A 21,707-nucleotide genomic window follows, 5' to 3' on the forward strand; every position below is an offset into this window, starting at 1 on the left:
GACAGAGCAGAATCCTGCGAGCCTGTTAAAATGCCCGCCCTTTTGAATAACGACTCCTGAAATTCTGTATGTCCCGACTCAATCCCCGGCAGCAAGAAGCCGTGAACTACGTCGGCGGCCCTCTATTGGTGCTCGCCGGCGCAGGCTCCGGCAAGACCAGCGTGATCACCCGCAAGATCGCGCACCTGATCCAGCACTGCGGCATCCGCGCCCAGTACATCGTCGCCATGACCTTTACCAACAAGGCGGCGCGGGAAATGAAAGAGCGCGTCGGCACCCTGCTCAAGGGTGGCGAAGGCCGTGGCCTCACCGTGTGTACCTTCCATAACCTGGGCCTGAACATCATCCGCAAGGAGCACGTGCGCCTGGGCTACAAGCCCGGTTTCTCGATTTTCGACGAGACCGACGTGAAGTCGCTGATGACCGACATCATGCAGAAGGAGTACGCAGGCGACGACGGCGTGGATGAGATCAAGAACATGATCGGCGCCTGGAAGAACGACCTGATCCTGCCCGCCCAGGCCCTGGAAAACGCGCGCAACCCCAAGGAACAGACGGCCGCCATCGTCTACACCCACTACCAGCGCACGCTCAAGGCGTTCAACGCGGTGGACTTCGACGACCTGATCCTGCTGCCCGTAAAACTGTTCGAGGAACACGCCGACATCCTCGAAAAGTGGCAGAACAAGGTGCGCTACCTGCTGGTGGACGAATACCAGGACACCAACGCCAGCCAATACCTGCTGGTGAAAATGCTGATCGGCAAGCGCAACCAGTTCACCGTGGTGGGTGATGACGACCAGTCGATCTACGCCTGGCGCGGCGCCCGCCCGGAAAACCTGATGCTGCTCAAGGACGACTACCCGTCCCTGAAAGTGGTGATGCTGGAGCAGAACTACCGCTCCACCAGCCGCATCCTGCGTTGTGCCAACGTGCTGATCTCGAACAACCCCCACGAGTTTGAAAAACAACTGTGGAGTGAGATGGGCCACGGCGACGAGATCCGCGTGATCCGCTGCCGCAACGAAGACGCCGAAGCCGAGCGCGTGGCCGTGGAAATCCTCAGCCTGCACTTGCGTACCGACCGGCCTTACAGCGATTTCGCGATCCTCTATCGCGGCAACTACCAGGCCAAGCTGATCGAGCTGAAATTGCAGCACCACCAGGTGCCGTATCGCCTGTCGGGCGGCAACAGCTTTTTCGGACGCCAGGAAGTAAAGGACCTGATGGCCTACTTCCGGTTGATCGTGAACCCGGACGACGACAACGCCTTCCTGCGCGTGATCAACGTGCCGCGCCGCGAGATCGGCTCCACCACCCTGGAAAAACTCGGCAACTACGCCACCGAGCGCAAGATCTCGATGTACGCCGCCACCGACGAGATCGGCCTGGGCGAACACCTGGACACACGCTTCACCGATCGCCTGTCGCGCTTCAAGCGTTTCATGGACAAGGTGCGCGAGCAGTGCGCCGGCGAAGACCCGATCAGTGCCCTGCGCAGCATGGTCATGGACATCGACTACGAGAACTGGCTGCGCACCAACAGTTCCAGCGACAAGGCCGCCGATTACCGCATGGGCAACGTCTGGTTCCTGATCGAAGCGCTGAAGAACACCCTGGAGAAAGACGAAGACGGCGAAATGACCGTCGAAGACGCCATCGGCAAGCTGGTGCTGCGCGACATGCTCGAGCGCCAGCAGGAAGAAGAAGATGGCGCCGAGGGCGTGCAGATGATGACCTTGCATGCGTCCAAGGGCCTGGAATTTCCCTACGTGTTCATCATGGGCATGGAAGAGGAAATCCTCCCGCACCGCTCCAGCATCGAAGCCGACACCATCGAGGAAGAACGCCGCCTGGCCTACGTGGGCATTACCCGCGCACGTCAGACCCTGGCCTTTACCTTTGCCGCCAAGCGCAAGCAATACGGCGAAATCATCGATTGTGCCCCCAGCCGGTTCCTGGATGAGCTGCCGCCGGACGACCTGGCCTGGGAAGGCAACGACGACACCCCGACCGAGGTGAAGGCCGTTCGCGGCAACACCGCGCTGGCGGATATACGCGCGATGTTAAAGCGCTAGAATCGACTACTTTTTAATCTACTTTCGGCGCCCGTTGCGTCAACAGAGGAAGCTTTCCGTGGAAGCACTGCACAAGAAAATTCGCGAAGAAGGCATCGTGCTTTCCGATCAGGTACTCAAGGTCGACGCCTTTCTGAACCACCAGATCGACCCGGCACTGATGAAACTGATCGGCGACGAATTCGCCGCGCTGTTCAAGGACTCGGGCATCACCAAGATCGTCACCATCGAAGCCTCAGGGATAGCACCGGCCATCATGACCGGCTTGAACCTGGGCGTTCCGGTGATCTTCGCGCGCAAGCAACAGTCCCTGACCCTGACGGAAAACCTGCTGTCGGCGACGGTGTACTCCTTCACCAAGAAGGTCGAGAGCACCGTGGCGATCTCCCCTCGTCACCTGACCAGCAGCGACCGCGTGCTGGTGATCGACGACTTTTTGGCCAACGGCAAGGCGTCCCAGGCGCTGATTTCGATCATCAAGCAGGCGGGCGCTACCGTGGCCGGCTTGGGGATCGTGATCGAGAAGTCGTTCCAGGGTGGTCGGGCGGAGCTGGATGCACAAGGTTACCGGGTTGAGTCGCTGGCACGGGTGAAGTCGTTGGAAGGCGGCGTGGTCACCTTCATCGAATAATTTGCCACATGGCAAATTCCCAGTGAACACGGATCAAAATGTGGGAGCGGGCTTGCTCGCGAATGCAGAGTATCAGTCGCTGAATCTATTGACTGGTCCACCGCATTCGCGAGCAAGCCCGCTCCCACATTTGATTTGCATTGTTTGTTAGTGTGCGGTGGCTTGTAGGCCGGCGAGTAGCAGGCGCTGGTAGAGGTCTTCTTTCAAGCCTTCGGGCTTATCCAACCGCATCCGCTTCAAATGCTCGGGAAACGCCTCTGGCTCCGGCGCGTCCAACGCAGCCTTGCCCAACTCCAGAATCTCCGTCAGCTTGAATTTGCTCTTGAGCCAGTTCAACGCCCGCAACAGATCCCGCTCCTCCTCCGTGAAATCGCTGCCCAGCGGATACTCCGGAAACAATCGCCGATGCCGCGCCTGAATGCCTTTGAGTCGCTCCGGGGTGTTGTCGGTAAAACGCGGCGCCAACTGGAAACCTTCGGGCAGTTTGCCGGCCTTTTGCGCCTGCTCGATCAAATCATCCTGGAAGCGTGAGTCGGTGATCTTGAGCAACGCCTCGATCACTTTGGCATCCGTCTGACCACGCAGGTCGGCAATACCGTATTCAGTGATGACAATGTCCCGCAGGTGTCGCGGAATGGTGCAGTGGCCGTAGTCCCAGACGATATTGGAACTCACCTCCCCCGCCGATTCGCGCCAGCTGCGCAAAATCAGGATCGAGCGTGCACCTTCCAATGCATGGCCCTGGGCGACAAAGTTGTATTGCCCGCCCACGCCACTGAGCACACGGCCGTCTTCCAGCTGGTCGGCAACGCCCGCGCCCAGCAGCGTAACCATGATCGCGCTGTTGATAAACCGCGCATCCAGGCGCTGCAGGCGCTTGAGTTCTTCCTGACCGTACAGCTCGTTGATGTAGCTGATGCGGGTCATGTTGAATTCGAGGCGCTTGGTGTGGGTCATCTCCTGCAAGCGCTGGTAAAAACTGCGCGGCCCGAGGAAGAAGCCGCCATGGATCGACACGCCGTCGGGCTGCGCGGCGTCGTCCAGCGTGCCAGCGTTGGCCTGCTCCTGGGTGGCCACATCCGGGTACACCTTGCGCCGCACGATCCCGGCATCCGCCAGCACCAGCAAGCCGTTGACGAACATCTCGCTGCAGCCATACAGGCCCCGCACAAACGGCGCGACGCCGCCTTCATGGCTGATCAGCGGCGCCCATTGGTACACATCAAGGTCGGTCAGCAGCAGGCGGTAAGCCTCGTTATCGGCCTGGCGGGCCAGCAAGGCGGCGGTCAGCGCGTCGCCCATGGAGCCGATGCCGATCTGCAACGTGCCGCCATCACGCACCAACGTGCTGGCATGCAGGCCGATGAAATGGTCCTGGAACCCCACCGGCATGTTTGGTGTGGAGAACAGCGTGGTGCTGTCTTTTTCATCGATCAGGTAATCGAACGCATCCATGCCCAGCTCGGAATCCCCCGGCATGTAGGGCAAGTCGCTGTGGACCTGGCCCACCACCAGGATGGTTTCCCCGGCGGCGCGGCGCTTGGCGATCATCGGCAGCAGGTCGAGGGTGATATCCGGGTTGCAGCTCAGGCTCAGGCGGTCGGGGTGTTCGGCACTGCTGGCGACCAGTTGCGCCACCAGGTTCAGGCCGGCGGCGTTGATGTCGCGGGCGGCGTGGCTGTAGTTGCTGCTGACGTAGTCCTGCTGCGCCGAACGGCTGTGGAGCAAACTGCCGGGCTGCATGAAGAACTGCTGCACGTGGATATTGGCCGGCAGGCTGTCCTTGTGCAGATCGGCGAGAAAATCCAGCTCGGGGTAGTCGCCGAACACCCGCTCGATAAAGGGCCCGAGAAAGCGCTTTTGCAAACCATCGCCGAATGGCGGGCGGCCCAGGCTCAAGGCGGTGTAGAGCGTCAGTTGCCGCTCGGGCAACTTGGCAATACGCCGGTACAGCGCGTTGACGAACAGGTTGGGCTTGCCCAGGCCCAACGGCATGCCCATGTGTATATGCGCGGGCAAACGCGCCAGCACGTCGTCAACGGCTTGCTCAATTGAACACAACTGCACCATCCGACCCTCCCGAACATTCCATGATTAGGGGTTGGACCGAGCTTGCCGGGTCTTTGCTGCAATGAACAGCGCCGAAACACAAATGGGGGGCACAAAAAAGCCGCTTACAAGCGGCTTTTTTGGCGAAGATCGGCGGATCAGAGGCCGGACATCTTCTTGATCGCGCCTTTGAGGTCATCATCCGAGCAATCGGCGCAGGTGCCTTTGGGTGGCATGGCGTTCAGGCCGGTGATGGCCTTGGCCAACAGACCGTCGAGGCCACCCTGGTGGTCGGCGCGGTCTTTCCAGGCGGCGGTGTCACCGATTTTCGGGGCACCCAGCAAACCAGTCCCATGGCACGCGTTGCAGTGCTTGGCGATCACGTCGTCCGGGGTCTTGGCAGCACCGCCGCCGGCGGCCACGGCCACTTCCATGCCCTTGCATTCCTGGCCCTGGACACAGACCTGGCCCACGGGCTCCAGGCGCTTGGCAATTTCATCATTGGTCGCAGCTTGAGCGCTGACAGCCCATAGGGCCAGTACGGTTGCTGGTGCAGCCAGCATTTTCATAATTAGGTTCACGCGTTCACCCTCAATGGTGGCTATTCACGCCTGCGGCCACGGTTTCGCAGGCGGCGAAAGTATAACGGTTAGCCCGCCTGGCCGAAACAACCCTATTAAATAAAGGGAGATTCGGCGTCACGGTTACAGCGACGGGTGTGTCTGCAACGCTGGCAGCACGCCTCTTCTGTCAAAAGTTCGCCGGTGTGGCTGCGCTGATTAGTCGCGCCGGCACATCGAACGGGTTGCGAAAACGATGGGGCTTGGTGCTTTCAAAGTAGTAGCTATCGCCGGCTTCGAGCACAAAAGTTTCAAGACCGACCACCAACTCCAGGCGACCTTCCACCAGAATCCCGGTTTCTTCGCCCTCATGGGTGAGCATTTCTTCGCCGGTGTCGGCGCCTGGCGGGTAGATCTCGTTCAGGAACGCAATTGCCCGGCTGGGGTGCGCCCGGCCTACCAGTTTCATGGTGACGGCACCGTCGGAAATGTCGATCAGCTCATTGGCTTTATAGACGATCTGCGTCGGTATTTCCTGGAGGATCTCCTCGGAAAAGAACTCGACCATGGACATGGGGATACCACCCAGCACCTTGCGCAAGGAGCTGATCGAGGGGCTGACGCTGTTTTTTTCGATCATCGAAATGGTGCTGTTGGTGACACCCGCACGCTTGGCGAGCTCACGCTGGGAAAGACCCTTGAGTTTACGGATGGATTGCAGTCGTTCGCCGACGTCCAATGCAGGAGCCTCCTAGGATTCAGGCGTTGTTGTAATTGAGCGTTATCATGGCGACAGCGTTCAGTATTTACAACACTTGGGCCTAAATCCCGGGCACCTGCGTTCGTACCCGGCGGTCAAGCGCCGGAATAGAGCCTTGGCACGCGGCGCAGGTTGCAGAAGATCTGGTAGGGGATGGTCTCGGCGGCCACCGCAACATCACTGGCGAGGATGTTTTTGCCCCACAACTCCACCGTAGAACCAAGGCCGGCCTGGGGCACGTCCGTCAGGTCGATGCACAGCATGTCCATCGAAACGCGGCCGAGCAATTGGCTGCGTTGCCCGGCGACCAGCACTGGCGTGCCGGTCGGCGCATGACGCGGGTAGCCATCGGCATAGCCCATGGCAACCACGCCTATGCGCATCGGCTTGGGTGTGATGAATTTGGCGCCGTAGCCCACCGGCTCGCCGGCCGGCAGTTCACGCACAGAAATCACTTTGGACTCCAGGGTCATCACCGGCTGCAAACGTGCGGCCACCGCCTGGTCTTCGCCAAACGGCGTGGCGCCGTAGAGCATGATGCCCGGGCGTACCCAGTCGCTGGACACATTCGGCCAGCCCATCACCGACGGCGAGTTGCGCAGGCTGACGTCGGCCGACAAGCCTTGGCGCGCCGCTTCAAACACCGCCACTTGTTCATTGCTGCGCACGCAGTCGAGTTCATCGGCACGGGCGAAATGGCTCATCAATACAATCTTGGCGACTTTGCCACTGCCCAGCAGGCGCTGGTACGCCTCATGGTAATCCTTGGGATGCAGGCCAACCCGGTGCATGCCGGAGTCGAGCTTGAGCCAGACGGTCAGCGGCTTGCTCAGCCTGGCCTGCTCGATCGCCTCCAACTGCCACAACGAATGCACCACGCACCACAAATCATGCTCGTTGATCAGCGGCAGCTCGTCGGCCTCAAAAAAGCCTTCCAGCAATAACACTGGCGCCTGAATGCCGGCTGCGCGCAGCTCCAATGCCTCTTCGATGCACGCCACCGCAAACCCGTCGGCCTCGGCTTCCAACGCCTGTGCCACACGCACGGCGCCATGGCCGTAGGCATCGGCCTTGACCACGGCCAGGGCCTTGGCCCCCGTGACTTCGCGGGCTAATTGGTAGTTGTGGCGCAGGGCTTGGAGATCGATCAGGGCACGGGCAGGACGCATGGCGGCAGGCTTCTAGGCGGCAGAGTAAAGAAAAACCGGCACCGACCGACAACGTCGGCACCGGGAGAGGGATCCAGGTTTAAGGCAGCGCCGCCACGACGGACAGCTCTACCAGGATTTCCGGTTCGCACAACTTGGCTTCAACCGTGGCACGGGCCGGAGCGACGCCTTTGGGCAGCCACTTGTCCCACACCGCGTTCATGCCGGCGAAGTCGGCGTCGATGTCTTTGAGGTAGATCGTCACCGACAGCAACTTGCTCTTGTCGGTGCCGGCCAGGTCCAGCAAACGCTCGATATTGGCCAGGGTTTCACGGGTCTGCTGTTCAATTCCGGCACTCATGTCGTCGCCGACTTGCCCTGCCAGGTACACGGTGCCGCTGTGGACAACGATCTGGCTCATGCGCTCATTGGTGAGCTGGCGCTGGATTGACATGTTTTGCGGACTCCTGGTGGTTGCCATAACGGGAAATATCAAGACCTGCGGCACTGATTTGCGGCGTTTTCTTCGCCATCAGGTCGGCCAGCAGGCGGCCGGAGCCACAGGCCATGGTCCAACCGAGGGTGCCGTGGCCGGTATTCAGGAACAGGTTCTTGAACGGTGTGGCACCCACAATCGGCGTGCCGTCGGGCGTGGTCGGGCGCAGGCCGGTCCAGAAGCTGGCCTCGGTCAAATCGCCGCCCTGAGGATAAAGGTCGTTGACGATCATCTCCAGGGTTTCACGTCGACGCGGGTTCAGCGACAGGTCAAAACCGGCTATTTCAGCCATGCCGCCGACACGGATGCGGTTGTCGAAACGGGTGATCGCGACCTTGTAGGTCTCGTCGAGAATGGTCGAAGTCGGCGCCATCGCGGGGTTGGTGATCGGCACGGTCAGCGAGTAACCCTTGAGCGGGTACACCGGCGCCTTGATCCCCAGTGGCTTGAGCAGCTTCGGCGAGTAGCTGCCAAGGGCCAGCACGTAGCGGTCGGCGGTTTCCAGCTTGCCGTCGATCCAAACGCCGTTGATGCGGTCACCGGCGTAGTCGAGGCGCTGGATGTCTTGCTCGAAACGGAACTCCACGCCCAACTGCTTGCACATGTCGGCCAGGCGGGTGGTGAACATCTGGCAGTCGCCAGTCTGGTCGTTCGGCAGGCGCAGGGCGCCGGCGAGGATGTCGGTGACACTGGCCAGGGCCGGTTCGACGCGAGCGATGCCGGCGCGGTCGAGCAGCTCAAATGGCACGCCGGACTCTTTCAGCACGGCGATGTCTTTGGCGGCACCGTCCAACTGGGCTTGGGTGCGGAACAACTGGGTAGTCCCCAGGCTGCGGCCTTCATAGGCAATGCCGGTCTCGGCGCGCAGTTCGTCGAGGCAGTCACGGCTGTACTCGGACAGGCGCACCATGCGCTCTTTGTTCACTGCATAACGGCTGGCGGTGCAGTTGCGCAGCATCTGCGCCATCCACAGGTATTGATCGATATCGGCGGTGGCCTTGATGGCCAGCGGCGCGTGGCGTTGCAGCAGCCACTTGATGGCCTTGAGCGGTACACCCGGCGCGGCCCATGGCGACGCGTAGCCCGGGGATACCTGGCCGGCGTTGGCGAAACTGGTTTCCATGGCAGCGGCAGGCTGACGGTCGACGACCACGACTTCAAAGCCGGCCCGAGCCAAATAGTAGGCACTGGTCACACCAATGACACCGCTACCCAAGACCAGAACGCGCATTTTTATATCCTCATCGCGGGCATGGCCGCTGACGTGTGTTGTTCGAGCAATGATGTGCGCAGTGTAAAAAACTATTGCCAGTGCATTTCACTATATAAGTGCCTATATTTGGCGACAATTCTTGGCAAAAACCCTTTTCACAGAGGCGTATCCCCTATGCGTACCAACACCCAGACCAAGCGGGAGCTGGACAAGATCGACCGCAACATCCTGCGCATCCTGCAGACCGATGGGCGAATCTCGTTCACGGAACTGGGAGAAAAGGTCGGGCTGTCCACCACGCCGTGTACCGAACGGGTCCGTCGGCTGGAACGCGAAGGGATCATCATGGGCTACAACGCACGGCTCAACCCGCAGCATTTGAAGGGCAGTTTGCTGGTATTTGTCGAGATCAGCCTCGATTACAAGTCTGGCGACACCTTTGAAGAATTCCGCCGCGCCGTGCTGAAGCTGCCCCATGTGCTGGAGTGCCACCTGGTGTCAGGCGACTTCGACTACCTGGTGAAAGCACGGATTTCCGAGATGGCGTCCTACCGCAAATTGCTGGGTGACATCCTGCTCAAGTTGCCCCATGTGCGGGAGTCCAAGAGCTACATCGTGATGGAAGAGGTGAAGGAGAGCCTGAACCTGCCGATTCCTGATTAACCAACTGACACAACTGGGTCAAATGTGGGAGCTGGCGTGCCTGCGATAGCGGTGGTGACTGACCCACCGCCATCGCAGGCAAGCCAGCTCACACATTAACCGAGTTAAACCAGCACTTGCCGAGTGCTGGCCATGTACTCGTGGATCTGTTTCTCCACCCGCGGGTGAATCAGCTCCACGGGCCGCCGCCCATTGGGGCAAGGCAACGTCTTGGTGGTGCCGAACAACCTGCAGATCAGCGGGCGCTCGTCATACACCGTGCAGCCGTTTGGCCCCAGGTGCACGCAGTTCAGCGCGTCCATGGCCGCATCCTGCTCGGCAGCGGTCTTGCGTGGCAGGCGCGACATTTCCTCGGGCGAGGTGGTCACCGGCCCACAGCAGTCGTGGCAACCCGGGACGCACTCGAACGATGGGATCTGACGGCGCAGCGCGCTGATTTTCTGACTGTTGCAACTCATCGAAACACGTACCGAACGGCGAATAGGCGTGGATTCTGCCGCAAAAGCCTGCGGTGAGACAGCTTCGCCCGACCGCTGTATCCTGCGTCAAATTTTCCAAACAGGGATGCTCCCCATGACCGCCAGCGCCCGGCACACCGCTTCCTACTACGCCGCCAGCAGCGTGCCGCAACCCGATTACCCGGCGCTGGCCGGTGAAGTGACGGCGGATGTGTGCGTGATCGGCGGCGGTTTTTCGGGGCTCAACACCGCGCTGGAATTGGCTGAGCGTGGCTTGCGCGTGGTGCTGTTGGAAGCGCGCAAGATCGGCTGGGGCGCCAGTGGGCGCAACGGCGGCCAGTTGATCCGAGGCGTCGGCCATGGCCTGGACCAGTTCGCCAACGTGATCGGCACCGACGGCGTGCGCCAGATGAAGCTGATGGGCCTGGAAGCGGTGGAGATCGTGCGCGAGCGTATCGAGCGTTATCAGATTCCTTGCGACCTGACCTGGGGCTATTGCGACCTCGCCAACAAACCCCGCGACCTGCTGGGCCTTGCCGAGGACGCAGACGAGCTGCGCAGCCTGGGCTATCGCCATGAAGTACGCCTACTGCAAGCCGACGAGATGAGCAGCGTAATCGGCTCCGACCGCTATGCGGGCGGCATGATCGACATGGGTTCCGGCCACCTGCACCCGTTGAACCTGGCCCTCGGCGAAGCAGCTGCCGCGCAGCAATTGGGCGTGAAACTGTACGAACAATCCGAAGTGACCCGCATCGACTACGGCCCCGAGGTTAACGTGCACATCGCCTCGGGCAACGTGCGCGCCAAGACCCTGGTGCTGGCCTGCAACGCCTACCTGAATGACCTCAACCCACAGCTGGGTGGCAAGGTGCTGCCAGCCGGCAGCTACATCATCGCCACTGAGCCGCTGAGCGAAGCGCAGGCCCATAATCTGTTGCCACAAAACATGGCAGTGTGCGACCAGCGGGTGACGGTGGACTACTTCCGGTTGTCCGCCGACCGACGCTTGCTGTTCGGTGGTGCCTGTCACTATTCCGGCCGCGATCCCCAGGACATCGGCGCCTACATGCGTCCGAAAATGCTCAAGGTATTCCCGCAACTGGCCGACGTGAAAATCGACTACCAATGGGGCGGCATGATCGGCATCGGTGCCAACCGTCTGCCGCAGATTGGTCGGTTGGCCGACCAGCCCAATGTGTATTACGCCCAGGCTTACGCGGGCCATGGCCTCAACGCCACCCACCTGGCGGGCAAGCTGCTGGCCGAAGCCATCAGCGGCCAGCAACAGGGCCGTTTCGATCTGTTCGCCCAGGTGCCGCACATCACCTTCCCGGGCGGCAAGCACCTGCGCTCACCGCTGCTGGCGCTGGGCATGCTCTGGCACCGCCTCAAGGAACTGGTCTGATCAATCGCGCCAGAACGGCTTCAGGCCTTCCTGGCGCGCCTGTTCCACGGTCAGCCCGACATCGCGCAACTGCTCGCGAGTCAGGTGCAGCAATGCCTTGCGGGTGTGGCGGCGGTGCCAGAACAAGTCCCAGCGACTGATATTGCGCGGCGCCCTCGCCCGCTCTTCTCCGGCCTCCAGTTCCTGGCTGTATAACGCCAACCGCACATCGCTCATGCCGCTCATTTTGCTGCCCCTCATTTGCTTGTTGCCATGAGTGACTAGAATGGGCGGCGGGTCAAAAGCGATACAGATTCAACCCATGTTTATTAAATCCATACAGATACTGCCTATCGACGCCTGAATCCTGTATTTTCCCCCTATCTGTACTGGTCTCTTGGGAGCGACCGCCATGACCCTTTACGTCAACCTCGCCGAACTGTTGGGTACCCGCATCGAGCAGGGCTTCTACCGCCCGGGCGACCGCTTGCCCTCAGTACGGGCCTTGAGCGTGGAGCATGGAGTCAGTCTGAGCACCGTGCAGCAGGCCTACCGCCTGCTGGAGGACAACGGCCTGGCGATGCCCAAGCCCAAGTCCGGGTACTTTGTACCCGTCGGTCGCGAGCTGCCGGCACTGCCGGAAGTGGGTCGCCCGGCACAACGCCCGGTGGAAATTTCCCAGTGGGACCAGGTACTTGAACTGATTCGTGCCGTGCCACGCAAAGACGTCATACAGATGGGCCGTGGCATGCCAGATGTATTGTCGCCCACCATGAAACCCCTATTGCGCAGCCTCGCACGGGTGAGCCGGCGCCAGGATCTGCCGGGCCTGTATTACGACAACATCCTCGGCTGTATGGAACTGCGCGAACAGATCGCGCGGCTGTCACTGGATTCGGGCTGCCAACTGACCGCCGAAGATATTGTGATCACCACCGGTTGCCACGAAGCGCTGTCCGCCAGCATCCACGCCATCTGCGAGCCCGGCGATATCGTTGCGGTGGATTCGCCGAGTTTTCACGGTGCCATGCAGACCCTCAAGGGCCTGGGCATGAAAGCCCTGGAGATCCCCACCGACCCCATCACCGGCATCAGCCTCGAAGCCCTTGAACTGGCCCTGGAGCAGTGGCCGATCAAGGTCATCCAACTGACGCCCAACTGCAACAACCCCCTGGGCTACATCATGCCGGAGGCCCGCAAAAAAGCATTGCTGACCCTGGCGCAGCGCTTTGACGTGGCGATTATCGAAGACGATGTGTATGGCGAGCTGGCCTACAGCTACCCTCGCCCGCGCACCATCAAGTCGTTCGACGAAGACGGCCGCGTGCTGCTGTGCAGCTCGTTCTCGAAAACCCTGGCGCCCGGGCTGCGCATTGGCTGGGTGGCGCCGGGGCGCTACCTGGAACGGGTGCTGCACATGAAATACATCAGCACCGGCTCCACCGCGACCCAGCCGCAGATCGCCATCGCCGAATTTCTCAAAGGCGGGCACTTCGAGCCGCATTTGCGGCGGATGCGCACCCAGTACCAGCGCAATCGCGACTTGATGATCGACTGGGTCAGCCGCTACTTCCCAGCCGGCACCCGGGCCAGTCGCCCCCAAGGCAGCTTTATGCTCTGGGTCGAGCTGCCCGAAGGCTTCGACACGCTCAAGCTCAACCGTGGCCTGGTGGAACAGGGCGTACAGGTGGCGGTGGGCAGTATCTTTTCTGCCTCCGGCAAATACCGGAACTGCCTGCGCATGAACTACGCTGCCAAGCCAACCCCGCAGATTGAAGACGCGGTGCGCAAGGTCGGTGCCGCCGCAATCAAGTTGCTGGCCGAGGCGGCCGACTGACCTTTCGCGGGAAATGGCCGTCATATGCCCACAACCGCCCTGAACTGGAAGCAGCGCCCTTGATGATTCGACGGCTTTTACCGTTTTTAATGCTGGGCGCCCTGGCCCTGGGTGGGTGTGCGACGGTGGATGTACAGCGCGTCCCCAGCGACGCGCTGCCCGCCGCGCAATCCTCATTCGGCCGCTCGATCCAGGCCCAGGCGGCGCCCCATCAAGGGCGCTCGGGCTTTCGCCTGCTGCCCAACAGCAGCGAAGCCTTCATGGCCCGCGCCGAACTGATCCGCAACGCCCAAGTCAGCCTCGACCTGCAGTACTACATCGTGCACGACGGCATCAGCACCCGCATGCTGGTGGACGAGCTGCTCAAGGCCGCCGACCGGGGCGTGCGCATCCGCATCCTGCTGGACGACACCACGAGCGACGGCCTTGACCAGATCATCGCCACCCTCGCCGCCCACCCCAAGATTGAGATTCGCCTGTTCAACCCCCTGCACCTGGGGCGTAGCACGGGCGTAACGCGAGCCATGGGCCGACTGTTCAACCTGTCGCTGCAACACCGTCGCATGCACAACAAGCTGTGGCTGGCCGACAACAGCGTGGCCATTGTGGGCGGGCGCAACCTGGGGGATGAGTATTTCGACGCCGAGCCCAACCTGAACTTCACCGACATCGACATGCTCAGCGTGGGCCCGGTGGCCGAGCAACTGGGCCACAGCTTCGACCAGTACTGGAACAGCGCGCTGAGCAAACCCATCGATGAGTTTGTTTCCAACGCCCCGTCCAAAGGCGACCTGGCCGCAGCCCGCGTGCGCCTGGAAGCCTCGCTAGCCGAATCGCGCCAGCAGAACCATGCGCTGTACAACCGCTTGCGCACCTACCAGACCCAACCGCGCATGGATATTTGGCGCCGCGAACTGATCTGGGCCTGGAACCAGGCGTTGTGGGATGCGCCGAGCAAGGTACTGGCCACGGCCGAGCCGGACCCGCGGCTGCTGCTGACCACCCAATTGGCGCCGGAGTTGGAAGGCGTCAATCACGAGCTGATGATGATCTCGGCGTACTTCGTGCCGGGGCCGCCCGGCCTGGTCTACCTGACCGGCCGCGCGGATGCGGGCGTCTCCGTAAGCCTGCTGACCAACGCTTTGGAAGCTACGGACGTGCCTGCCGTGCACGGTGGCTACGCACCCTACCGCAAAGCCTTGCTGGAGCACGGCGTGAAACTCTATGAGTTGCGTCGCCAACCGGGCGATGCCGGAGGCGGCAGCGGCCCGCACCTGTTTCGTCGCGGTACGTTCCGAGGCTCGGACTCGAGCCTGCACAGCAAGGCGATGATCTTTGATCGCGAGAAGTCGTTTATCGGTTCATTCAATTTCGACCCGCGTTCGGTACTGTGGAACACCGAAGTCGGCGTGCTGGTGGACAGTCCCGAGCTGGCCGAGCACGTGCGCGGCCTGGCGCTGCAAGGCATGGCGCCGGCGTTGAGCTATGAGGCGAAATTGCAGGATGGCCAGGTGGTATGGGTGACTGAAGACAACGGCCAGTTGCACACCCTGACCCGCGAGCCGGGCAGTTGGTGGCGTCGCTTCAATGCATGGTTCGCCACCTCAGTCGGCCTTGAACGTATGCTGTAAGAACAATGGAGATTGAATGTGGGAGCTGGCTTGCCTGCGATGCAGGCACCTCGTTTTTTCAGTTACACCGAGGAGATGCCATCGCAGGCAAGCCAGCTCCTACAAATTGATCGCATTTCAAGGTCAGGCCGGTTGCGCGGCGCCGAATGCACCTTGGCGCAACAGCAACACCACCAGGCCCAACGCCCCGGCAGCCATCAACAGTGGCAACGCATGCCCGCTGATCCACTGGCTGCCCGCGCCGGCCACCAACGGCCCGATCAGGCAACCGATCCCCCACAACTGCGCAATGTGGGCATTGGCGCGCACCAGCGCGTCATCGCGATAACGCTCGCCGATCAAGATCAACGACAGGGTGAACAACCCGCCCGCACTGGCACCGAACAACACCCACACCGGCCAGATCAGCAGCGTGTGCAACACTACGGGAATCGCCAGGCTCGACGCCAGCAACAGCACCGCACAACTCAGAAAAAGCGTGCGCCGAGGCAGGTAGTCGGCCAGCGCGCCGATAGGCAACTGCAACAGCGCGTCGCCGACCACCACCGTGCTGACCATGGCCAAGGCGATCTCGGCCGTGAACCCCTGTTGCAGGCAATACACCGGCAGTAGCGTCAGAATCATTGCTTCGAACGCGGCGAACAAGGCCACCGCCCAGGCAATTGCCGGTAGGCTCAGGCAGAAGCGCCACAGGTCGCCCAGGGTCACGCTGAAGGATTCGGCAGTCGGAGCACCGCTGCGGCCCAGCAACAGCAAGGGCGCCACCACCAGTAACCCCACGCCCACCCAGAAACCATAATCGTGGTCGGTACCCAGCGCTCCCAGCAGCAGGGGCCCCGACAGTTGGCTCAAGGCATAACTGCAGCCATACAGCGCCACCAGCCGGCCCCGCCACTGCTCCACCACCAACTGGTTGATCCAGCTTTCACCGAGGATAAACACGATGGTCAGGATCACCCCGATCATCAGCCGCAGCACCAGCCACACCGGGTAGCTTGGCAGGATGGCCAGCAGGCCGATGGACACCGCGCCCGCCCACAAGCACAGGCGCATCAGGTTGGCGGTGCCCAGCCACGATGCCATCCGGCTGGAGACCTTGGCCCCCAGCAGGACGCCAAAGGCTGGCATCGCCGCCATCACCCCAATGGCAAAGCTGCCATAACCCCAGCTTTCAAGGCGCAGGGACACCAGCGGCATGCTCACACCCAGGGCCAGGCCGACGCTGAGGACTGAGGCCAAGACGGCGAAATAAGTCGCCCAACGCATTTCCACGCTCCTGTGGATAATTCTTAAGATCACACAAAACAGCGTGGGAGCGGGCTTGCTCGCGAATGCGGTCCGTCAGCCAGTCAATCTGGTACTGATACACCGCCTTCGCGAGCAAGCCCGCTCCCACATTTTTAACCGCGATAAGCCCTGAAAATCAGAGCTTGATCCAGGTCGCCTTCAGCTCGGTGTACTTGTCGAACGCGTGCAGCGACTTGTCGCGGCCGTTGCCCGACTGCTTGAAGCCACCAAACGGGGCGGTCATGTCGCCGCCGTCGTACTGGTTGACCCACACGCTACCGGCACGCAGTGCCTTGGCGGTCAGGTGCGCCTTGGAGATGTCGGCGGTCCACACCGCTGCGGCCAGGCCGTAGACGGTGTCGTTGGCGATCTTCACCGCTTCCTCGGCGCTGTCGAAGGTGATCACCGACAGGACTGGGCCAAAGATCTCTTCCTGGGCGATCTTCATGGCGTTGGTCACACCGTCGAAAATCGTCGGCTCGACGTAGGTGCCACCGGTTTCTTCCAGGGTACGCTTGCCACCCGCGACCAGCTTGGCGCCATCGGCGTGGCCAGCCTCGATATACGACAACACGGTATTCATCTGCTGGGTGTCCACCAGGGCGCCGACGTTGGTCGCTGGGTCCAGTGGGTTGCCTGGCTTCCAACCCTTGAGGGCCTCGATCACCAGCGGCAGGAATTTGTCCTTGATGGAGCGCTCGACGAGCAGACGCGAACCGGCGGTGCAGACTTCGCCCTGGTTGAAGGCGATGGCGCCGGCCGCCGATTCGGCAGCGGCCTTGAGGTCCGGGGCATCGGCAAACACGATGTTCGGGCTCTTGCCACCGGCTTCCAGCCAGACGCGCTTCATGTTCGACTCGCCGGAGCGGATCAACAGCTGCTTGGCGATTTTAGTGGAACCGGTGAACACCAGGGTGTCGACATCCATGTGCACCGCCAACGCGTTGCCCACGGTGTGGCCGTAGCCTGGCAATACGTTCAGCACGCCTTTTGGAATGCCGGCTTCAACCGCCAGGGCCGCGATGCGGATGGCGGTCAGCGGGGATTTTTCGGACGGCTTGAGGATCACCGAGTTACCGGTGGACAGCGCCGGGCCAAGCTTCCAGCAGGCCATCATCAACGGGAAGTTCCACGGCACGATGGCGCCCACGACACCGACCGGCTCGCGGGTCACCAGACCCAGCTGGTTGTGCGGGGTGGCGGCGACTTCGTCGTAGATCTTGTCGATGGCTTCACCGCTCCAGCTCAGGGCATTGGCGGCGCCAGGGACGTCGATTTCCAGGGAGTCGGTGATCGGCTTGCCCATGTCCAGGGTTTCAAGCAGCGCCAGCTCTTCGGCATTGGCGTTGAGCAAATCGGCGAAACGCAGCATGGCGGCCTTGCGCTTGGCCGGCGCCAGGCGCGACCACACACCGGAATCGAAGGTGGCGCGGGCGTTTTCCACGGCGCGCTGGGCGTCGGCGGCGTCACAGCTGGCAACAGTGGCCAGCAGGCGGCCATCGACCGGGCTGATGCATTCGAACGTGTCACCGGAAGCAGCGGCGGTGTATTCGCCGTTGATGTAGGCGCGGCCTTCGATCTTCAGATCCTTGGCGCGTTGTTCCCAGTCGGCACGGGTCAGGGTGGTCATGCGAGTGTCCTCCTCTTATTGAATACAAGGGCCAGGCGATGTCCCCCGGCAGCCTCACAGAATTCTTGCCCGGCCAGCCAGCTGTTCGGCTCAAGGCAGCTGCCACCCTAAACCAGCGGCTGGGGATGTTTCAATATATTTGACATAACGCCGGCAAACGCCCTTGCGATGTTCATTTTAATAAACATAGACTTTGGGCTCTCCAACCGCAGGCCAGACGGGACACGCACATGAGCATCCAGGACATCGTCGACTTCAGCCAAGCCAACACCGCCCCCGATCGCTACCGCCCCGCTGCGGAAAAAATCCTCAAGGGCGACCCGGAGCAAACGATCTACAACCACTACAACAGCCCGTGCGGCCAGATGAGCGCCGGGGTGTGGGAAGGCGAGGTCGGGCAATGGAAGGTCAACTACACCGAACACGAGTACTGCGAGATTGTGCAGGGTGTTTCGGTATTGCGAGATGCCGAGGGCAATGCCAAGACCCTGCGCGCCGGCGACCGCTTCGTGATTCCCGCTGGTTTCAGCGGTACCTGGGAAGTGCTGGAGCCGTGCCGCAAGATCTACGTGGTGTTCGAGCAGAAGGCCTGATCAGAAAATCGCAGGCAAAAAAAAGCCCGACTCGTGAGAGACGGGCTTTTTTTCACAAGGAGGAAAATCAATTACTTGATTTTGCCTTCTTTGTAGATCACGTGCTTGCGAACGCGCGGGTCGAACATTTTCTTTTCGAGCTTGTCCGGGGTAGTACGCTTGTTCTTGTCGGTAGTGTAGAAGTGACCAGTACCGGCGCTAGAGATCATTCGAATCAATTCACGCATGATAGAGCTCCTTAGATCTTGCCAGCGGCACGGATTTCGGCCAGCACGACAGTGATGCCACGCTTGTCGATGATACGCATGCCTTTAGCAGATACACGCAGGCGAACAAAACGTTTCTCTTCTTCAACCCAGAAGCGGTGATGCTGCAGGTTCGGCAGGAAACGACGACGGGTTTTGTTATTTGCGTGGGAAATGTTATTCCCAGTCACCGGACCCTTACCGGTAACTTGACAGACTCTCGACATGCCTCAGCCCTCTAAAACCACATGCCCAACCCGGCATGGGTTGGCCGCTTAATCTCTCAGTCATTTGGCGCCAGGCGCCGCGTTTCTTTAGGGTCTTACCGGCTACACCTACAAGCGAAGGAACCGGGCCCCTAGAAAAGAGCGCTGCTTTATACCAGAAAGACCCCAGTGCAACAACAGCCCGTGTGTTTTTACCGGCGTAAATCTTGGCAGCAGACGCCTGAACCGTTGCCAGGAGGGGCCGCTGTAATAGCCGACCGCTCGTCGCACAGAATGATTGACAGCGCACGCCCGCACCGAAAAGTGAAGGGCGAAACGCGCTGAGGCGTCATCAAAACAGCATTTTGGCGAAAAGCACAGGCAAAAATGGGCTAGTCATTTGCCAATCAGACCACTACGGTAGTCTTTTTCCAGACTGCACTCGCAGATGGGCCTTCGATCTGCAAAGGAAACCGAATATGCGCTTCGCTGCCCTACCGCTATTGCTTGCCCCTCTCTTTATGGCGCCACTGGCCCAGGCGGCCACCAACCTGAGTGTGTGTACCGAGGCCAGCCCCGAAGGGTTTGACGTGGTGCAATACAACTCGCTGACCACCACCAACGCCTCGGCCGACGTGCTGATGAACCGCCTGGTGGACTACGACGAGGCCAGCGGCAAGCTGGTGCCTAGCCTGGCGGACAGCTGGGAAGTCTCGCCCGATGGCCTGACCTATACCTTCAAGCTGCACCCGGACGTGAAATTCCACCGCACCGAGTATTTCACTCCTAGCCGCACCCTGACCGCCGAAGACGTGCGCTTCAGCTTCGAGCGCATGCTCGACCCGGCCAACCCATGGCATCAGATCGCCCAGAGCGGCTTCCCACACGCACAATCCCTGCAATTGCCAACACTGGTCAAAAAAATCGACGCGCTCGACCCGCTGACCGTGCGCTTCACCCTGGACCATGCTGACTCCACCTTCCTCGCCGCCCTGAGCATGGGCTTTGCGTCGATCTACCCGGCCGAATACGCCGACAAGCTGCTCAAGGCCGGCACCCCCGAGAAGCTCAACAGCCAGCCGATCGGCACGGGCCCGTTCGTGTTCGTTCGGTTCCAGAAAGACGCCGTGGTGCGCTACAAAGCCAATCCGGACTACTTCGCCGGCAAACCGGCTGTGGATAACTTGATCTTCGCGATCACGCCGGATGCCAATGTGCGCCTGCAGAAACTACATCGTGATGAATGCCAGATCGCGCTGTCGCCCAAGCCCCTGGACGTGGGTGAAGCCGCGAAAGACTCAGCGTTGAAGGTGGAAAAAACCGCTGCGTTCATGACGGCGTTTGTCGCCATCAACAGCCAGCACCCGCCCCTGGACAAGCCGGAAGTGCGCCAGGCCATCAACCTGGCGTTCGACAAGGGCAGCTACCTCAAGGCCGTATTCGAAGGCACCGCCGAAGCCGCCAACGGCCCCTACCCGCCCAACACTTGGAGCTATGCCAAGGACTTGCCGGGTTATCCACAGGACCTCGCCAAGGCCAAGGCCCTGCTGAACCGGGCTGGCCTCAAGGACGGTTTCAAGACCACAATCTGGACCCGCCCCACCGGCAGCCTGCTGAACCCCAACCCGAACCTCGGCGCACAACTGCTGCAGGCTGACCTGGCCAAGGTCGGTATCCAGGCAGAGATCCGCGTGATCGAATGGGGCGAGCTGATCCGCCGCGCCAAGGCCGGCGAGCATGACTTGCTGTTCATGGGCTGGGCCGGCGACAACGGCGACCCGGACAACTTCCTCACGCCGCAATTCTCTTGCGCGGCAGTGAAGTCCGGCACCAACTTCGCCCGTTACTGCGACCCGGCCCTGGACAAGCTGATCAGCGCGGGCAAGACCACCAGCGAACAAGGCGTGCGCAGCAAGCTGTACCAGCAGGCCCAGGCGCAGATCCAGCAGCAGGCACTCTGGCTGCCACTGGCTCACCCCACGGCATTCGCTCTGACCCGCAAGAATGTCGAGGGGTACAAGGTCAGCCCATTCGGCCGACAGGACTTCTCCAACGTCAGCCTGAAACCCTGACCCCGCCGTGTAGGAGCCGGCTTGCCGGCGATGGCGTCCCGTTTCATTGATGCTATCGCCGGCAAGCCGGCGCCTACAGCCATCCGTACTCAGCCATCGACAGCGGGTCGCCATCACCCACGATGATGTGATCCAGCACGCGCACGTCCACCACCTCCAAGGCCTTCTGCAGCAACTTGGTCATTTTTCGATCAGCCGCACTCGGTTCGGCATTCCCGGAAGGATGGTTGTGACACAGGATCAGCGCCGCCGCGTTGTAGGCCAGGGCACGCTTGACCACCTGTCGGGGGTAAACGACCGCAGAGTCGATGGTGCCCTGAAACAACGCCTCGAACCCCAGCACCCGGTGCTTCGAGTCCAGAAACAGGCAACCAAACGTCTCGTGGGGTTCATGCCGCAACAGCGCCTTGAGGTAACTGCGCACCGCCAGCGGGCTCTCCAGTACCGAATCGCTGCGCAGTTTCTCTGCCATATGGCGCCGGGACATTTCGAGCACCGCCTGCAACTGGGCAAACTTCGCCGGCCCCAAGCCTAGATGCTGGCTGAACAGCGCCTGACTGGCCTCAAGCAGTGGGCGCAGACCACCGAACTGCGCCAACAAGTGGCGCGCCAGATCCACCGCACTACGGCCGGAAACGCCGGTGCGCAGGAAGATCGCCAACAACTCGGCGTCGGAAAGACTCGCCGCGCCCCCCTCCAAAAGCTTCTCCCGTGGTCGCTCCGCCAAGGGCCAATCGCGAATACTCATCCCACCTCCGTGTGT

The 21,707-nt window shown here is 61.3% G+C and carries 21 protein-coding genes; 8 read left to right on the plus strand and 13 right to left on the minus strand.

Annotated features, from left to right (window positions below; all coding sequences use genetic code 11):
- The first annotated feature begins 68 nt into the window (after positions 1–68).
- Complete coding sequence (gene rep / locus M2394_RS09960) at positions 69–2,078, plus strand: DNA helicase Rep (protein ID WP_178920312.1); 2,010 nt, start codon at positions 69–71, stop codon at positions 2,076–2,078.
- 58 nt (positions 2,079–2,136) lie between these two features.
- Complete coding sequence (locus M2394_RS09965; RefSeq protein WP_025856334.1) at positions 2,137–2,709, plus strand: xanthine phosphoribosyltransferase; 573 nt, start codon at positions 2,137–2,139, stop codon at positions 2,707–2,709.
- 147 nt (positions 2,710–2,856) lie between these two features.
- Here M2394_RS09965 and M2394_RS09970 read toward each other — a convergent pair whose 3' ends face one another.
- From M2394_RS09970 to dadA, 6 genes are all read right to left on the minus strand, one after another.
- On the minus strand, positions 2,857–4,779 hold the full coding sequence (locus M2394_RS09970; RefSeq protein WP_178920313.1) for an acetyl-CoA hydrolase/transferase family protein: 1,923 nt from the start codon (positions 4,777–4,779) through the stop codon (positions 2,857–2,859).
- A gap of 137 nt (positions 4,780–4,916) precedes the next feature.
- Positions 4,917–5,327 (minus strand): cytochrome c5 family protein, encoded by a 411-nt coding sequence (locus M2394_RS09975; protein WP_259172549.1) that lies wholly within the window; start codon positions 5,325–5,327, stop codon positions 4,917–4,919.
- Positions 5,328–5,508: 181 nt separating this feature from the next.
- A complete protein-coding gene (locus tag M2394_RS09980; protein WP_003176893.1) occupies positions 5,509–6,057 on the minus strand; it encodes a cupin domain-containing protein in 549 nt (182 codons plus the stop codon).
- 116 nt (positions 6,058–6,173) lie between these two features.
- Positions 6,174–7,247, minus strand: coding sequence for an alanine racemase (alr, locus tag M2394_RS09985; protein WP_259172375.1), 1,074 nt, complete (start codon positions 7,245–7,247; stop codon positions 6,174–6,176).
- 79 nt (positions 7,248–7,326) lie between these two features.
- A complete protein-coding gene (locus M2394_RS09990) occupies positions 7,327–7,680 on the minus strand; it encodes a RidA family protein (protein ID WP_145158111.1) in 354 nt (117 codons plus the stop codon).
- Positions 7,652–8,953, minus strand: a complete 1,302-nt coding sequence (dadA, locus tag M2394_RS09995) for a D-amino acid dehydrogenase (RefSeq protein WP_178920316.1) — start codon at positions 8,951–8,953, stop codon at positions 7,652–7,654. Before dadA ends, M2394_RS09990 begins: the two co-directional genes overlap by 29 nt.
- Positions 8,954–9,109: 156 nt before the next feature.
- Between dadA and M2394_RS10000 the strand changes: the two genes are divergently transcribed.
- Positions 9,110–9,598 carry an Lrp/AsnC ligand binding domain-containing protein gene (locus M2394_RS10000; RefSeq protein WP_003176896.1) on the plus strand — a complete coding sequence of 163 codons (489 nt, stop codon included), beginning with the start codon at positions 9,110–9,112 and terminating at the stop codon, positions 9,596–9,598.
- Between the two features lie 104 nt (positions 9,599–9,702).
- Here M2394_RS10000 and M2394_RS10005 read toward each other — a convergent pair whose 3' ends face one another.
- Positions 9,703–10,056: a YkgJ family cysteine cluster protein gene (locus M2394_RS10005; RefSeq protein WP_259172376.1), complete on the minus strand. Its 354-nt coding sequence runs from the start codon at positions 10,054–10,056 to the stop codon at positions 9,703–9,705.
- A 115-nt stretch (positions 10,057–10,171) separates the two neighbouring features.
- Here M2394_RS10005 and M2394_RS10010 point away from each other — a divergent pair, with 115 nt between their 5' ends.
- Positions 10,172–11,464, plus strand: a complete 1,293-nt coding sequence (locus M2394_RS10010; RefSeq protein WP_259172377.1) for an FAD-binding oxidoreductase — start codon at positions 10,172–10,174, stop codon at positions 11,462–11,464.
- Here the strand turns inward: M2394_RS10010 and M2394_RS10015 are convergent, their stop codons facing one another.
- Positions 11,465–11,689: a DUF1127 domain-containing protein gene (locus M2394_RS10015; RefSeq protein ID WP_178920322.1), complete on the minus strand. Its 225-nt coding sequence runs from the start codon at positions 11,687–11,689 to the stop codon at positions 11,465–11,467. It lies immediately after the preceding gene.
- Between the two features lie 166 nt (positions 11,690–11,855).
- Here M2394_RS10015 and M2394_RS10020 point away from each other — a divergent pair, with 166 nt between their 5' ends.
- Positions 11,856–13,280 carry a PLP-dependent aminotransferase family protein gene (locus M2394_RS10020; protein WP_176994447.1) on the plus strand — a complete coding sequence of 475 codons (1,425 nt, stop codon included), beginning with the start codon at positions 11,856–11,858 and terminating at the stop codon, positions 13,278–13,280.
- Positions 13,281–13,342: 62 nt separating this feature from the next.
- Positions 13,343–14,911 carry a phospholipase D family protein gene (locus tag M2394_RS10025; RefSeq protein WP_259172378.1) on the plus strand — a complete coding sequence of 523 codons (1,569 nt, stop codon included), beginning with the start codon at positions 13,343–13,345 and terminating at the stop codon, positions 14,909–14,911.
- Between the two features lie 123 nt (positions 14,912–15,034).
- Here M2394_RS10025 and M2394_RS10030 read toward each other — a convergent pair whose 3' ends face one another.
- Positions 15,035–16,177, minus strand: coding sequence for an MFS transporter (locus M2394_RS10030; RefSeq protein WP_178920329.1), 1,143 nt, complete (start codon positions 16,175–16,177; stop codon positions 15,035–15,037).
- Positions 16,178–16,334: 157 nt separating this feature from the next.
- Positions 16,335–17,828 carry an aldehyde dehydrogenase gene (locus M2394_RS10035; RefSeq protein ID WP_259172379.1) on the minus strand — a complete coding sequence of 498 codons (1,494 nt, stop codon included), beginning with the start codon at positions 17,826–17,828 and terminating at the stop codon, positions 16,335–16,337.
- A gap of 230 nt (positions 17,829–18,058) precedes the next feature.
- Between M2394_RS10035 and M2394_RS10040 the strand changes: the two genes are divergently transcribed.
- Entirely contained in the window at positions 18,059–18,421 is a 363-nt protein-coding gene (locus M2394_RS10040; RefSeq protein ID WP_065902480.1) for a cupin domain-containing protein, read from the plus strand.
- Positions 18,422–18,492: 71 nt separating this feature from the next.
- Here M2394_RS10040 and rpmG read toward each other — a convergent pair whose 3' ends face one another.
- Both rpmG and rpmB read right to left on the minus strand, forming a co-directional pair.
- On the minus strand, positions 18,493–18,648 hold the full coding sequence (gene rpmG / locus M2394_RS10045; RefSeq protein WP_003176906.1) for a 50S ribosomal protein L33: 156 nt from the start codon (positions 18,646–18,648) through the stop codon (positions 18,493–18,495).
- 11 nt (positions 18,649–18,659) lie between these two features.
- The gene (gene rpmB, locus M2394_RS10050) at positions 18,660–18,893 is read right to left on the minus strand and encodes a 50S ribosomal protein L28 (RefSeq protein ID WP_003176907.1); all 234 of its coding nucleotides are present in this window, start codon (positions 18,891–18,893) and stop codon (positions 18,660–18,662) included.
- Between the two features lie 458 nt (positions 18,894–19,351).
- Between rpmB and M2394_RS10055 the strand changes: the two genes are divergently transcribed.
- The gene (locus tag M2394_RS10055) at positions 19,352–20,944 is read left to right on the plus strand and encodes an ABC transporter substrate-binding protein (protein ID WP_178920333.1); all 1,593 of its coding nucleotides are present in this window, start codon (positions 19,352–19,354) and stop codon (positions 20,942–20,944) included.
- Between the two features lie 73 nt (positions 20,945–21,017).
- Here the strand turns inward: M2394_RS10055 and radC are convergent, their stop codons facing one another.
- A complete protein-coding gene (gene radC / locus M2394_RS10060) occupies positions 21,018–21,692 on the minus strand; it encodes a DNA repair protein RadC (RefSeq protein WP_259172380.1) in 675 nt (224 codons plus the stop codon).
- Positions 21,693–21,707 lie beyond the last annotated feature (15 nt).

Origin of the sequence: Pseudomonas sp. BIGb0164, from assembly GCF_024810135.1 — a bacterium.
GTDB lineage: Bacteria > Pseudomonadota > Gammaproteobacteria > Pseudomonadales > Pseudomonadaceae > Aquipseudomonas.